Annotated in this window: 10 protein-coding genes; 9 read left to right on the top strand and 1 reads right to left on the bottom strand. The window is 37.9% G+C overall.

All coding sequences use genetic code 11. The annotated features are described in order from the left end of the window. Positions 1 to 171: 171 nt before the first annotated feature. Entirely contained in the window at positions 172 to 570 is a 399-nt protein-coding gene (locus R8749_RS08625) for a type II toxin-antitoxin system HicB family antitoxin (RefSeq protein ID WP_317696006.1), read from the bottom strand. Positions 571 to 954: 384 nt separating this feature from the next. Between R8749_RS08625 and R8749_RS08620 the strand changes: the two genes are divergently transcribed. The 9 genes from R8749_RS08620 to R8749_RS08580 all read left to right on the top strand — a co-directional run bounded on the left by R8749_RS08620 (position 955) and on the right by R8749_RS08580 (position 16,121). After that, on the top strand, positions 955 to 1,842 hold the full coding sequence (locus R8749_RS08620) for an ABC transporter ATP-binding protein (RefSeq protein WP_317696004.1): 888 nt from the start codon (positions 955 to 957) through the stop codon (positions 1,840 to 1,842). Continuing rightward, positions 1,839 to 2,603 carry an ABC transporter permease gene (locus tag R8749_RS08615; protein WP_317696001.1) on the top strand — a complete coding sequence of 255 codons (765 nt, stop codon included), beginning with the start codon at positions 1,839 to 1,841 and terminating at the stop codon, positions 2,601 to 2,603. Before R8749_RS08620 ends, R8749_RS08615 begins: the two co-directional genes overlap by 4 nt. Next, on the top strand, positions 2,596 to 3,693 hold the full coding sequence (locus tag R8749_RS08610) for a sensor histidine kinase (RefSeq protein ID WP_317695999.1): 1,098 nt from the start codon (positions 2,596 to 2,598) through the stop codon (positions 3,691 to 3,693). The genes R8749_RS08615 and R8749_RS08610 overlap by 8 nt, the downstream gene beginning before the upstream one ends. Then, positions 3,690 to 4,298 carry a response regulator transcription factor gene (locus tag R8749_RS08605; RefSeq protein ID WP_317695996.1) on the top strand — a complete coding sequence of 203 codons (609 nt, stop codon included), beginning with the start codon at positions 3,690 to 3,692 and terminating at the stop codon, positions 4,296 to 4,298. Before R8749_RS08610 ends, R8749_RS08605 begins: the two co-directional genes overlap by 4 nt. A gap of 153 nt (positions 4,299 to 4,451) precedes the next feature. Next, entirely contained in the window at positions 4,452 to 4,619 is a 168-nt protein-coding gene (locus R8749_RS08600) for a hypothetical protein (protein ID WP_317695992.1), read from the top strand. Then, on the top strand, positions 4,585 to 7,665 hold the full coding sequence (locus R8749_RS08595) for a BspA family leucine-rich repeat surface protein (RefSeq protein ID WP_317695990.1): 3,081 nt from the start codon (positions 4,585 to 4,587) through the stop codon (positions 7,663 to 7,665). The genes R8749_RS08600 and R8749_RS08595 overlap by 35 nt, the downstream gene beginning before the upstream one ends. Positions 7,666 to 7,853: 188 nt before the next feature. Then, positions 7,854 to 8,021 carry a hypothetical protein gene (locus R8749_RS08590; protein WP_317695988.1) on the top strand — a complete coding sequence of 56 codons (168 nt, stop codon included), beginning with the start codon at positions 7,854 to 7,856 and terminating at the stop codon, positions 8,019 to 8,021. Further along, positions 7,987 to 11,538 carry a BspA family leucine-rich repeat surface protein gene (locus tag R8749_RS08585; RefSeq protein WP_317695986.1) on the top strand — a complete coding sequence of 1,184 codons (3,552 nt, stop codon included), beginning with the start codon at positions 7,987 to 7,989 and terminating at the stop codon, positions 11,536 to 11,538. Before R8749_RS08590 ends, R8749_RS08585 begins: the two co-directional genes overlap by 35 nt. A 146-nt stretch (positions 11,539 to 11,684) precedes the next feature. Further along, complete coding sequence (locus R8749_RS08580) at positions 11,685 to 16,121, top strand: BspA family leucine-rich repeat surface protein (RefSeq protein ID WP_317695984.1); 4,437 nt, start codon at positions 11,685 to 11,687, stop codon at positions 16,119 to 16,121. The last annotated feature ends 139 nt before the right edge of the window (positions 16,122 to 16,260 follow it).

The raw sequence follows: 16,260 nt of genomic DNA, 5'->3' as shown, positions 1-16,260 counted from the left end.
TTGTTGGTATTCTATAATTAAGGTATAAAAATGAATATATAAACTCCTCAGGTTTCTATAGAATTTGTGACTTATCACAGCATCTCCTTAAAGTTGGATAAAATCAAAGAGAATATTTGTAGAATTATTTAGAGTAAAAAAAATAGACGCTTTTTAGCGTCTTAGGATTCGTTAGCTTTCTCTCATATATTCAAGCGTATTTGTTAAAGCTTGACTAAAATTAATGTGCTGTTCTTCAGCCCATTTTGCTAATGATTGAGGGATGGTTACATTCTTTCTAACCGTCGTATCTTTAGCGTATCTCCGAACAATTTTTAAATCGATTCCAACATAGTTAACAATCAAACCGGGGTTATCTTTCATAACCTCTTCAATTGGTGTAGGTGTTGGGTAGGGATCATAATCTGGAAGTGCAACAGCTAAAGCATAAGGAGCATTTTTAAAAGCTTCTTCTAATGTTTTTCCCTGGGATACAGTATCCGGAACATCTGGGAAAGTTACAGTATAATAACCCCCATTGTCGATATTATCAAAAATAGCAGGATAAATTAGATAATCTGTTTTATTCATGTTTTTAGTTAAGGAGTGCAACAAACAAAGGTTTATTTAACCCCAGCTTGTTTAAGAACTGAATTATACGTTTTTTTGAAATCGTATCTTTTTTTGATGTAAAGGGTACAGTTACTTTGTGTCCTTTGTCGTCTATGAAACGGTGATGATCTCCGTTAGTTCGGCTTTTTAATTCTTTAAGCCATTACTCTTTAGGAACTTCAAAACATCACCGGCTTTTATTTCAGTCACTCCTTTATACCTCCTAAATAAATAATACGCCTATGCGTGTAGATTATCAATAATTTATATGTTCATCTGTGACAAAAGTCACAGTCAACTGATGACAAAGAGAACTACTTCTAATACGTTCACTCATAGATAATAAATATCGAGGTGAACGAAGTGGATAATATCATTGAAACTCATAATTTAAAATTTAGTTATGGGAAAAAAGAAGTTCTAAAAGGTCTTAATCTTAAAGTTGCCAAAGGTGAAATCATCGGCCTAATTGGTGAAAACGGTGCTGGGAAATCAACGTTTCTCAATATTCTGCTAGGAGTTTTACGAGGCCGTGGTGAAGCAGAAGTCTTTAATACAAGGCCGGGAGTTTTGATCAATAAAGAAAAAATTGGATCAATGCTTCAAGGCGATATGCGGATTAAAAAAGTTAGCGTTGAAGAAATGTTAACAGAAGCCGCCGCACAACACGAAAATTCTCTTCCAGTCGATCGCGTCCTAGACATCATTGGACTTAGTGACCAGCGAAAACAGATGCTCACGAGCCTTTCGGGCGGTCAAATGCGGCGCGTGACTTTTGGCATCGCTTTGATTGGTGATCCAGAACTTTTATTTCTTGATGAACCAACGGCAGGCATGGACGCAAGCGCTCGACAAGAGTTTTGGCAGATGATAAATGATCTAAAGATGCAAGGCAAAACAATTGTCATCACCAGTCATTATTTGGAAGAAATTCAGCAGGCAGCTTCAAGGCTTTTGATCCTGCAAGACGGAGTTTTTAGTTTTCAGGGAACACTTGCTGAATTACAAGCGCAGCACCATGAGACAACAATCATTTTTAAAACTGACCTGCAGCCAGCTCTTTTTCAAACTGTATCAGCAGTCGAAAAAGTTGCACAGCATGAAGAGCAAATTGAATTAACAAGCAGTGATGGCGATTTGACTATCAAGTCTTTAGTTCCGATGTTTGATCGAATTAAAGAGATCAGAGTGGAGCGGCAGTCACTAGAAGAAATATTTGTGAAAATGACCGCTAAGGAGGAGACACGATGAAGACTTTTATGACCCAGTTGAAATTTGATGGTAAACGATTAGTGTTTCGTGATTATTCATATCAATTTTTTACGACACTGATGCCACTGGCTTTCTATCTTTTATTTACGAAGATATTTACGGTTGGAAATGCAGCCGAAATGAAAATATTTAATAAGTCATATTTGGGCAGCATGATCATTTATAGTGTGTTAATCAGTGCAATTTTTGGCTTTGCGCAGATTATGCGCGGTGACCGCGATCAAGGCTTTGTGGACTTCTTAGGTTTATCTCCTAAGGGGAAACTTCCTTATTATTTTTCACTTGGATTTTGGATGATTATGCTGAGCTTGTTTTCGATTTTGGTTTTAACAATTACAGCGATTATTTTTAACGGAGTTAAATTAACGATTGGTCAGTTTATTGCTTTATTAATTATTCCAATGATTGGTCAAATTCCGCTGCTCTTAATTGGGCTTGCGATGTCTAATATAACTCGTCATGAAACACTCAGTGTTGTAAGTAATTTGGTTACATTTCCGATGGCAATTATCAGTGGTCTGTGGTGGCCGCTTACGATGATGCCCGATTGGGTTCAGAAAATTGGTAAATTGATGCCGACTTATTTCGCTAACAATATTTTAAGCAAAATTTTAATAGATCAAAAAATAAAACTGACTGATTTTGGTGGAATCGCAATTTGGATCGTTTTAGGATTGATTTTAGTGGTTTTCATAACTAAACTAATTGGTAAAAAAGGTGTTGTAACTAGTAATGCGTAAAATTTTTTCGCGGCCTGATGCTTGGATGAATTATATTTGGCTGGTTTATCTGCCAATGACGATGTCGTTTTATCTACCAGTTAGGAGCTGGCATGATGTTTTTTGGCTTTTGGCAATCGTGATTTTCTTGGCAGATTACGTTTTAGTTTTTGAAAAAAGCGCATGGCGTCGTTTTACAATTCCAATCGAGTTGTTAATAACCGGCGCTTTTTGCGTCTTTGAAATGAACTTTTACATAATCATTTTTTCGGGCTGGCAGCTGCCGTATACGCTTGGCCATTATCCGAAAAAGTATTTTAATTGGTTTTGTTTAGTTTATTATCTTTGTCTTGGCGGTGGAATTATTCATTTGCTCACAATTAAGCATAATAATTTCGACTTAGCCAGTGTTCTTTACATGTTAGTTTTCGTTTTCTTTTCTCCAATGCTGGCATATGGACTTTCGCATGCGTGGCTTAGAAGATATCAACTTCGTCAAGATAATCGACGGCTTGAAGCAATTGTCCGCCAAGGAGAGCGGGATCGAATTGCCAGAGACTTACATGATACTTTAGGTCAAAGCTTTTCAATGATTACCGTTAAGGCTGAGCTTGCACAAAAATTATTGGTCAAAAGACCAGAACAAGTGGAAAGTGAATTATCAGATATTGCAGCAGCGAGTCGGAAAAATCTGCAGCTTGTGCGTAATATTGTTAGTGATTTACACCAAAAGTCATTGACGGAAGTTTTGTTAGAACAAGGAAAAAATTTAGCTGCGGCAGACCTAATATTAAACACTAAAGGTGAATCAGAAGCTGCTGAGTGGCCGACCTCGGTGCAGAATCATTTTGCTGAAGTGTTGCCGGAAGCAATTACCAATATAATTCGTCATGCGCATGCACATGAAGTTCAAATTAATTTTGCTGAATTTAAGGATCGTTATCAAATTATTGTTTTAGATGATGGAAGAGCTAAGGATTTTATACGGTCAGGATCTCATGGGATCACTGGAATGGAAAGCCGGATGTCAGAAGCAGACGGTAATTTTGAGATCAGTCACGGAAGCCATGGCACTCAAGTTCAATTTGAAATTTTTAAGGAACAGCAATGATAAAAGTTTTTTTAGCAGAAGATCAAAGCATTTTACAGTCGGCTCTGAGCCAATTACTAGATTTAGAAGATGATCTGGAGGTAGTTGGAACGGCGAGTAACGGGGTCATTGCTTGGGAAGGAATTCAAGCTTTTAAGCCGGATGTGGCAATTTTAGATATTGAAATGCCAGAGATGACAGGACTCGATGTAGCTGATCAGATCCACACAAGTGACTTGACCACTAAAGTAATAATTTTAACGACTTTTGCCCAGAGAGCTTATTTCGAACGAGCTGTGAGGGCAGAAGTTGCTGGTTATTTATTAAAAGATAGTCCAAGTGACGAGTTAATTGACACAATTCGGCAAGTTATGGCGGGTCTGACGCGTTATTCACCAGAACTGGTAATAAATATGGTGAGCTCTGATCAAAATCCCTTAACTAAGCGAGAACTAGCAGTATTAGCCGCTGCTTCCGATGGGATGTCTTCAAAACAAATTGCGACTACATTATTTTTGTCTGTTGGGACGGTGCGAAATTATTTATCTGCAATCTTTAGTAAGTTAGGGGTTCATAGCCGGATGGAGGCTGTAAAGATTGCTAAGAAAAATAAGTGGCTTAAATAATATTTAACTTATAAGAAGAGCAGCTGATTGCTAGTGAAATAACAGTTGGTTGCTTATTTTGTAAAAAAAATTCGTAAAAATAAATATAAAATTAATAGCAATTTTGTTATACTTAGAAAACATTCATCAAATCAGACGGGAGTAATGAGTTTAATGAACAAGTATATAAAATTAATGGGAACTTTTCTGATCGCAGTAATAAGTATCACAGCTGTTGGAATTGGATTAACCAATAAAGAAGAGAATAAAGCCGCAGATTTTTCTCACAACGTAGCAATTGAAACTAATGGTAGCGATTTCAGGGGGGGGGCGCTTAGATAGACCCTCGGAAGTTGTTTTCGCGGATCCTTTACAATTTCCGCGAACTCCGAAGATCAATCCAAGGATTAATCTGCGTTCGCCTTCAACAATAGTTAAGAACGGAGAATTTGGTTTAAGAGGCGAGAGTAAATTTGTGGGGAATCAGGCCTCGATTTCTTTAGATTGGGATATTGTTTCTGATATTTCTGATGGTTATATTGTGCAGAGATCAACAAGCAACATAATTTCTGATAATGATACAGCGTGGGAAACAGCTCCAACTAACTACGGTAAAAAAATTAAGATTCTAAACGTTTATCCTCCTGATGGTCGATTTTTAAAAGCATGGATGAATCAGAATAATGGATCTGGGCAACCTGTTTCTATGAATTTAATTGACGTTGATGAAATTTCTTTATCTGATTTTAATGCTAATCCTGATGGATATTTGAAAGATGTTGATGGCAATTATCGGTATGACGGAATTTATTTTGGTTCTTCGGATAGTAATGGTGGGTGGACTCCAGGAGTTAATGATTTAACGGCAACGTCACAACCTATTGTGGAATCTTTTGCTAATACAGGGAGATCAATTATTTTAGGACATGACACGTTGGCTGGCATTTATATGGGATCACACCATTATTTCAATAGATTTGCTCCAAAATTAGGCTGGATGTTTCCTAGTGATATTGAAAATCAAGGAGGCAGAGTTGATAGTTATAAGTGGCGTGGGGCAAATCATGTTTCATTTACTTCTAATGGGATGTTGAATCAGTATCCTTATTATCTTGATCCAACTGTTACATATAATATTTCTGTTTCTCATTCACTTGCTCAGTTTTATATGTATGATGATAGCGCTACTAGGTGGATGCAGTATGAGGGAGGATACCCGCCCAACTCTGTTAATGATATCGATTTTACTAACTACACTAACCATGCATACGATTATTCAGGTAGAGTTATTGGCGATGATAACTGGTATTTACTTACTAAAGGAAATTACGCAATGATTCAGACTGGTCATACAACTGGTCAGTGTACCCCTGATGAGGCAAAAATTATTGCTAATATGGTCTATTATACAAGTACTTTGAATACAACACGTCATGGCGAAGACTTTACCGTTAAAGATCTGGCAGCGCCAGATGCACCAAGTACAACGCTTACGGGAACGAATGTAAGCCAACTTAATTTAAAAGTAAATACTAATGACAATCCGACCGACTACTACTATCGAGTAAAAGCCAAAACTGCATTAAGAGATAAATATTCAGATGTGATTAAAACTTCGGTAGAGAGCGGGGTAAAAGGGTATGTCTACACTTTAGACAGTTCACCGACAAGTACGCCGGCAGTAACTAAGAATCCATCTACTGGTGAAGTAACTAATATTAATTTATCCGCCACTTCAACAACTGATCCGTCGGCTAATCTAAGTTTATCCCTGCCAGCGAGTTTAAATAAATATCTCCATATTGTGGCGGTGGATAATTCAAATAATGTTTCAGAGGTCAAACACATAAACCTCAATGACTATGTATGGTGGTATTTTGATTCAACCACCAAGGTTCTGACCATCTATCCGCATGAGTTGAATGCCTTAGTAGATGCAGTGATAGATTCTTCAGTTGATCCAATTAATCCAACAGTTACTTGGCCTTGGGATCAGTATAAAACTCAAATTACTAAAACTGTAATAAGTCCAGGAGTAAGCGCAAAAGCGAGTATTGCTCAACTTTTCAAAGGTTTTACAGCAATGACGGAAATTGTAGGGCTAACTAATCTTAACACCACAGAAGTAACGGACTATAGCTGGATGTTTAATGATTGTAAGAATCTTACGGCAATTGATCTGTCAGGCTTTAATACATTAAAAGCGTATAATATGTTCCGATTTTTGAGAAATTGTTCAAGTGTAACTGATCTAAAGTTTGGGCCTAATTTTATAACGTCAAATGTGACTAACTTTGGCGGCTTCTTTGAAGGGATGCAGAGTATAGAGAGTATTGATATGGATCATATTGATACAAGCAGTGCGCTGGATATGCAAGCAATGTTTGCAGTTTGTCGAAGTTTAAAAACTTTAGATGTAAGTCGTCTAAACACCTCGAATGTAAAAAATATGAATTGGTTGTTTGAATTTGATAATAATCTATCCGAGATAGATCTGAGTAATTTTAATACTGCAAGTCTTACAACAATGGCATATATGTTTATGGAAGACACGAATCTAAAAAAGATCACGTTTGGAGAAAATTTTAACACAACAAATGTAACAACAATGAATCATGCATTTGAGAACTGCAGTTCTTTGAGTAGTTTAGATCTTTCAAGTTTCACAACGAATCCCAATACCATGAATATGGATGATTCTTTAAATGGGACAACAAATTTATGGAAATTAACGTTAGGAGTAAATACAAAGTTATCAAGTACGACAGGTTTAGCAAATCCGAATCCTAGAACGCCAATAATTGATTTAGATAAACCTGTTCCGCCTAATCCGCAATACTTTGCAACTGATGCTAAGTGGCGAGAGATCGGGGTTGGTGGAAGTGATCATGAACCCAAAGGTGATGTTAAGACGGCATCCCAGATTATGAGTGAATCAGCAACTCGCAATGATGTTCGAACTTACGTTTGGGATCAGCGTGGACGTGTCCAGCTTGAAGCACCGATTGCGATTGATTTTGGAACGAATCGAGGATCAGTTCGGAATCATAACTACGAAAGTACAGATCACAAGTTTAAAGTTACCGACAACCGTAACTCTCGTAAGAACAAGAAGTGGCGGATTGAAGGAGCAATGACACAGCCTCTAACTAAAGGAACAAAGAGAATTACGGGCAATCCTTTGCATCACCGCAATAGTTCAGGAGTGGAAACGAATCTGACGCCGGTGGCAACGCTTTTGGCAGACAAAGTGATCCCTGGTGTGACATATGAAGATACGTGGGAAGAGGCCTGGGATTTACTTTTCAAAACGACAGCTAACAATATCCCAGAAGCTGGAAGTTACAGCGGTCAAATTACATTTACTCTGTTGGATGCAGTGCCTTAAGAAACGTAAATATTAATAAAAGATAATGTGTTGGATAAAATTTACTTATAAATATCTTCCTAGTTACCTGTAAAACAAAGGATAGTTTTAATTTGAAAAAAATTTATTTAAAATAGGATTTATAAAACACACTTTTTGTTATAATTAATTTAACTTTGTAGAAATTGATGAATTTAGGGAGTGGTTTTATGAACAAATTAATAAAACAATTAGGTTATTTAGTACTAGTGATCGTAAGTATTATTACTGTTAAGGTTGGGTTAAGCAATAAACAGGAAGATAAAGCAGCGGATTTTCCGCATAATGTAGCAATTGAAAATAATGGTAGCGTTTTCAGGGGGGGGGCGTTTAGCTAACAATTTAATCCCTGTTTCAAACACTTTCAATTCTACAAACAATTTTTTAAATCTTAATAGAGACGGAAACCTAACTCCAATTACAATTGGAGCAGGAGATTCTCAGAACTTCTTTGCACCAGTTCAAGGAGCAGAAGTCACGGTTAATGAAAATGGTACATGGGATAATATCTTATTAAACAAACCGCATACCTATTATGTTGGAGCTGTTACATTAAATGCGACAGTTGATATGACTAAGAATTTCAACTTTAGTTGGGATGTAAAAATTGACCCAGTTTCTGATTCTAGAATGGCAGATGGGATTGGTTTTGTGTTTCATCCGTTATATAAGCCAGGTGAGAGAATTGTAGGTTCTCAAGGTGAAGCACCGTATACACTTCCAGCTGTTTTTGGAAGAGAAAATGGTGATGATCCTGTAACAAGTCCAACTAGCCGTTATAACGGTCAAACGATCCGCTCAATTGGGAGAACAGGTGGAAGCCTTGGGATCGGGGACATGATGAACGCTTGGGGCTTTAAGCTGGATACATATTATAACAATTATGGTGATCCAGAATCTCCAGGTCATGCTTATGGAGACAATATTCATCATAGCCAGTGGTATCACGTTGTGGACGATGCTTATCCAAGCCCTAATGGGGTTGAAGGTCAAGTGACTTCTGATAACAGTTTCGGTTCATTTTCAATGACAAGTAACAATGGTTTTGTTAAGAGGGCACCTTTAAGTGCACCATTGAATGGGAGTGCAGTGACTTCAAAGACAACTTCAGAAGGCAGTGTGAGTGGGACTGCTATGAAGGTCGGTGATCATCAATGGCGGAATATGACAATTTCATATGATGCTAGTACCTATACGATGACGGTTATTTTACATGATGCTACCGGCAGCGGACAAGTTACTTGGAAGAAAACACTGACGGCAGGAGAGAAGAGTGTTATTCAAGATCGGAGTAACTGGGGTTTTGCCATTTTAGCTTCAACAGGAGCTTATTATGAGGGGCATTCCGTAAAAAATATTAATGGAACGTTTACGCCTGGAGATCCAGTTATTACAACTCGTTATATTGATGAAAATGGGACCGACCTTCAGACGCCTGTAACAACAACTTATGAAGATTGGCAGAAGATGCACCCAGGTGATCCAAATTTTGTTGATACTAACACTCAGCCTACAATTGTTGGTAAAGACGGGAATACTTATGTAAGAGCGCAAGTAAATGGAACCATCTTTGCAAATAATACGAGAATAAATAAGCGTTTAGGAACAGTTTCGAGTGGGACGACAGTTACAGCAAACGGTAATAATCTAGTTTCAACAACCCAATTCAATAACGTTATGTTTTTAAATTATGTCTATCGTAGGAACATGACTGCAAGCAATACAGATATCCAAACTGATATTAAGTTTAAAATTAACAATGGACCGGCAGTTACCTCTGGAAATGTTAATAATGGTGATCGAGTAACTTTTATTTACAATGTAAAAAACAATAATGTGCCAGGGATCTGGAATAAAGTAACAGCCGTTCAACCTTTAGGTGGTGGTTTGTTTGAGACCCCAGCCCCGTTGCCGACAGGAGTATCAGTAGATAGTGGTTATATGTATGTACCGCTAAATAACGGTGCTAGTAATGATTTAATACCAGGAGCAACTGGAACAAACACGGTTACCTTGAAATATACAGGTGGAGAAAATGCTCATATAACAGCAAATGATGCGGGGTCAATAGCGGTTACTACTGTTCCAGAAACTGCAAGTTCACCAACGATTTCTAAAATTCAAATGAAGGTTTCGATTTATGACCAGTCAAATCAGTTAATAGATGAAGCGGGAAATCCAGTTTGGGGATCATACTTTTATGATGCCAGAAATGATAAATCGCCACTCGCTGGTTTAGATCCAACATACAAAACTAGCAATTATGTTCCTTCATCTGACATCTTGAATTTAGACGGATCACCTTGGTGGACATACAAGAACGGAGTTTTAACACTTTATCCGCACACCTTAAATGCATATAATGATGCGGTCGTAACTCCAACAAATATTCCTAACTTTCCAGATGTAGACTGGCCTTGGAAACAGTACTCAGCAGATATTACCAAAGTAGTGATTAATCCAGGGGTAACTTCCAGCGGTTCAGTTTCTCATTTGTTTAACGGTCTAAGTGCAGTAACTGAATTTGTGGGGTTAAATAATCTTGATTTAACGAATGCGACCGACTTAAATAGTTTGTTTGCTGGATGTTCAAGCATTGAATCTTTAGACCTCTCGACTTTTAATACACCGAATGTAACGATAATGTATCGATTAGTTCAAAAGTGTACAAATTTAAAGAGAGTAACATTCGGTCCAAATTTCATTACGAGTAATGTTGATGATTTTTCAGGAATGTTTGAAGGAGATAAAAGTTTAACTGATCTCGATGTCAGCCACTTTGATACAAGTAAGGCAGAGAACACATATGCGATGTTTTCGATGTGTGAATCGTTAGAAGCAATTGACGTCAGTCATTTCGATATGAGCCATGTGACAAATGCAAATTGGATGTTTTTGAACTGTTTTAAGCTCAAGGAGCTTAATACGTCTGGCTTTATAACGACCAGTTTAACTAATATGCAGTCAATGTTCTCCGGTTGTCCATTGATCACTCATTTGGATCTTAGTAAGTTTGATGTTTCAAATGTGACAGATATGTCGTACTTATTTGAAAATAGTTCAGGTTTAACAGAACTTGATCTATCAAGTTTCAACATTAAGCCAACGGCTAACACCTTGAATATGTTTAATCTAGCTCCACCTAGTGTAACTGAACCTAATCGAACCTCAGCGCTGTGGAAGTTGACATTGGGATCGGGAACTAAGTTAGGAAGTCAAACTTTACTCCCTAATCCGAAACCTGGAACGGCAATTAATGATATAGCGAATCCAGTTCCGCCAAATCCACAATATTATGCGACCAATGCGCAATGGCGGGAGGCATTAACTCCAACAACGGTTCATGCTCCAACGGGAGCAGCAAAAACTGCAGCTCAGATTGCAACAGATTCGTTAACAAATACGTCTGCTCACACTTATGTCTGGGACCAGGTGGGGAGTCAAACTCTAGAAGCGACTCCAGGAAGTATCGATTTTGGGACCCATTCGGGTTATTTAAGAAATCGGGAATATAATAGTTCAGGGCAAAATTTGAAAGTTACTGATAACAGAAATGATCGAGCTGGCAGACGTTGGCGAATTGAAGCATCCGTCACAAATCCATTTAAACTTTCGTCTGACCCAACGAAGGTAATCCGAGGAGATCCCCTTTATTATCACGATACAACTACGGGAACAGTAACACATCTGCTTCCAACAGCACAAACACTTTACAGCGAGGTAGCGACTAGTTTGTATCAAGATGTGAAGAATTATCCATGGACATTAAGCTTTAAAGCAAGTCCGAGTGATATCCCGAAAGCAGGGAGATATAATGCGACGGTAACATTTACGTTAGTGAATGACACTCCTTAAAAATATATTAAGCAGCTAACAGCAAGTAAATTGTGAGTTAGTTGCTTTTTTTAAAAAAAATTTATTTAAAATAGAATTTATAAAACACGCTTTTTGATATAATAAATTTAACTTTGTATAAATAAATTGATTTAGGGAGTGAATTTATGAACGGGTTAATAAAAAGATTAGGGTATTTAATAGTATCGTTATTAAGTATTGCAGTTATTGGGCTTGTTTTAAGTAATAAGCAAGAAAACAAGGCGTTCAGCTCTCCGCAAAGTCAATTAAATGAAAACAATGTTAGCGCTTCTGGGGACTTTAATAATCAATTAAATTCCGGTTTTATAGACCCGCTTCAACAAACATCACTCCCTCAAAACAAGCAAAATTTTAATATAGTCCCATTTGGTGTTGGAGACATAAGTCCAGTAACAATTGGTGTCGGAGATAGCCAAAACTTCTTTGCTCCTGTAGGTAGTGCGAGAGTTAATGTTAACTCTGATGGAACTTGGGGTACCGTAGTAATTACGAACTCCGTAAAGCAGTTAGGAGCAGTGTCTCTAAATGCGACGGTTGATATGACCAAGAATTTTAACTTTAATTGGGATTTACAAATCATTCCAGGGGCTACAACTGGTGCGGATGGGCTAGGATTTGTTTTCCACCCAATCTATCGACCACGCGATCGAATAACAGGGACCCATGGAATGAGTTCTTATATCTTGCCTAGCGTTTTTGGACGTCATGCAGATTCGACTCAAAGCTCAGTTACATCTGCTAGTGATCCAGATAATGGGCAGACTGTTCATTCACTTGGATTACGCGGTGGATGTTTGGGGGTAAGTGATTTAATGAATGCGTTGGCTTTTAAAGTTGATACGCATTTTAACGGATTAGATTATTTGCCAATGTATCCTTCTATGCAGAGCACAGCTTATGGAGATCCCACGTATCATTTGCTCGATCAGTATTCAAAACCAGATGATCGCTTTGTATATAATAATATTGATGATAATACTTATGGAGCCTTTATTAGTACTGATAGTAATGGTTATGGTTATGCTTCTATTCTTTCTGCTCCACTAAACGGGATGACTGTAACTTCTAAAAGCAATACAGAAGGGACAGTAAGTGGGACCGCAAGACTTCAGATGATTGATCGTGCTTGGCACCATATGACCATTTCTTACGATGCAAGTACCTATCGCTTAACAGTAGATCTTGATCGTAAAGTAACTTGGGTAAAAGTTTTAAATGCTGATGAAAGGAATGTAATTGCAGATCGCAGTAACTGGGCTTTTTCGATTCTAGGTTCAACTGGAGATACTTATGAAACTAATACAATTAAAAATATCCAAGGAACTTTTACCCCAGGCGACGAAATTATTACCACTCGTTATGTTGACGAAAATGGTACTGATTTAAAAACGCCAGTAACTACTTTACAATCTGATTGGCAGAGGACGCATCCAGGTTCGACAGAATTTGTTGATACTAGTTCAACTCCAACCATTGTTAAAGATGGGTATACATATCAAAGAGCACAAGTTAATGGAACTTTTTATCAAAATAATGGTCGGATTAATAAACGATTGGGATCAGTTGGTAGTGGGGCAACGGTAACTAATGTTGGCTCTAATGTAACAGTTAAAACTAACTTTGGAAATATTATTTTCCTTAACTATGTTTATCGTAAAATTCCAAGAATTGCTTCTGATCCATACGCAAATCTTCAAATGAGAGTTAATGGAGGGACTTTAACAACATCATCAGCAATTAATCCAGGCGATAAAGTTACTTTTAGTTACTCTGCTCGCAGTTTATATATTTCAGGAATCTGGTCAAATGTAACGGCAGTACAGTCTTTAGCAGGAATTTTTCAACCGGATAGCCCATTACCCTTAGGAGTTACTCAAAAAGATGGATTACTTTATGTTCCTTTAAAATATGGAACCAGTAATAACTTGAGTCCGGGTTATATGGGTACTAACACCGTAACGATGACCTATCAAGGCGCAGATAAAGCAAATCTAACGGTAAATGATCAGGGGCAAATTGTAGTCACTAAAGTTCCTGGTAATTCTTCTACTCCGGGAAGTTCACAAATTGTTTCTGGTGTTTCAATTTATGATCAGTCTAATCAATTAATTGATGATGCAGGGAACCCTACGTGGGGATCGTATTTTTACAATAGTACTAATTCTAACTCTCCTTTAGCGAGCACTGATCTCGTTTATAATACAGCCAACTATGTTCCAAAGACTAATAATGTTACTTTAACTGAGAGTAATTGGTGGGAAATAAATAGCCAAGGAACATTAATTATATATGCACATAATATTGACTTTTTACCAACAAATGCAGCAGGCTGGCCGTGGGATTCAAGGCGAAATGAGGTTAAAAGTGTTGTTATTAATTCTGGGGTAATTGCTAGATCAATGTCTTACATGTTTGCAAACATGCCTTATCTAACCTCAGTGTCCGGCTTGCAGAATGTTGTCACTGCCTCGTGTCAAGATTTTAGTCATCTTTTTGAAAACTGTACGAGTCTAGCAACTTTGGATTTAAGCCTTTTAAACATGTTTTATGCTACTAAAACTGATCATATCTTTAGCGGGGATACAGCGCTAAACGTTCTAACTTTAGGCCCATATACAAAATTCCCACAATCAGGTGATTTACCGGCAGCAGCTGGTAATACTTCACAAAATCCAACTACTTCTTGGCAGGAAGTTGGAACAGGTAGTGAAACAAGTCCCAACGGTCCCTTAATTTCGGCGAATGAAATTATGACTAGGTATCGAACGGGGGCAGCAAAATCCACATATGTTTGGGGTACTTACTGGTGGAGATATAATTTAGGAGTATTGACAATCTATCCGCATGAATTGAACTTTGATGTAGATCATGTTAGTTACGTTGACGTCGATGGAAAAGTTGTATCTGATTGGCCTTGGTATCAAAATGACAGTCAGATCGTCAAAACAGTTATTTCTCCTGGGGTAACAGCCAAGAATTCACTTTTTGGACTTTTCAGCAGAATGAGTGCAATGACCTCAATCGAAGGCCTCTCCCAGCTTGATACCAGTCAAGTAACCAACATGAGTTCAATGTTTTCACAATGTTCATCACTGCCGATAGTAGACGTAACTCACTTTAATACCAGCAAAGTGACAGATATGTCAAGTATGTTTTCCTACTGCAGCCAGCTGCCTAATTTAGATGTGACTCACTTTGACACCAGTAAAGTAGAAACCATGTCAGCAATGTTTAAGGAATGCAATAACTTAACAAATCTAGATGTGACTAACTTTGATACCAGCAAAGTAACCAATATGGCAGCAATGTTTACGAGCTGTAAGAAGCTGCCAAGTATAGATGTGACCCACTTCAATACGAGTCAGGTAACGGATATGAGTTTAATGTTCTTTGAATGCAGTCTGCTTCCGACAATAGATGTGAGCAGTTTCGTTACCAGCAATGTGTTAGACATGCATTCAATGTTTGGTTTTAGTACTGCTTTAACATCGCTGGATTTAAGGAATTTCGATACGAGTAAGGTTACCAGTATGTCAGGGATGTTTTACTACTGCCGGTCATTAACAGATCTCAAGATGGATCCAGTGAAGTTTGATACAAGTCAGGTAACGGCAATGGATAATATGTTCAATCGCTGTACTGTACTGCCAGTTATTGATGTCAGTTTCTTTAAGACAGGTAATGTAACGAATATGAATGGGATGTTTGGGTCCTGTGCTGAGATCACAAGGTTAAACGTAAGCAATTTTGACACCGAAAAAGTTGCGAACTTTAATTCAATGTTCAGTGGGTGCAGCAAGTTAACGAGTTTGGACTTAACGAAATTCAACACGAAGCGGGTGTACAGCAGCTACCGCAAAGGGATGTTAGCGAATACGCCGAAGCTGTGGAAGCTTACATTTGGTCCAAACTTTATTCTTGAAGATTATGTCAGCACGGATATGTTATCAAACCCGTCTGTTGGTGCTGCGATCAATGATGTTGATAATCCGACCCCAGTATATTATGTAACTAATCCGCAGTGGCGTGAGGTTGGAGCAGGTTCACCGCACGAACCAAAAGGAGCGGAAGCAACAGTAACTAAAATGATGAATGAATCGTCAACAAGAACTGATACGAGGACGTATGTGTGGGATCAGGTAGGAACTCAGACTTTAGAAGCGACTCCTGGGAGCATAGATCTCGGGACACATGCGGGGTATTTGAAGAATCAGGAGTATGTGAGTACGGCCCAGAATATAAGGAAAACCGACAACCGCAACAGCAATATTTCAAAGCAGTGGCATATTGAAGCAGCAGTAACGAAGCCGTTCACGTTAACAACAGATTCGACAAAAATGATTAGGGGGAATCCGTTATATTATCACGATACAACAGCAGGGACAACGACACATTTGACGCCAACAGGGCAGACCATTTACAGCGGGACCAGAAGTGATAACCAGCCGGACACTAAGAATTATCCATGGACGTTAAGCTTTAAATCAAAACCAAGTGATATCCCAAGTTTTGGGACATACGGTGCGATAGTGATGTTCACATTAGTGAATGATACACCTTAATAAATAGTGGAAGCAATTAACATCAGAATAATGATAGTTAATTGCTTTTTTGTTAATTAATTATCACTGTTTAATTTTATTTCATAAAAACTCAATAAGATAAGAAAAGTTTAAATCGAATGTAAGCGATGTACATTAA

Source organism: Xylocopilactobacillus apis (assembly GCF_033095965.1).
GTDB classification, from domain to species: domain Bacteria; phylum Bacillota; class Bacilli; order Lactobacillales; family Lactobacillaceae; genus Xylocopilactobacillus; species Xylocopilactobacillus apis.
This window is presented reverse-complemented; position numbering and strand designations above follow the sequence as displayed.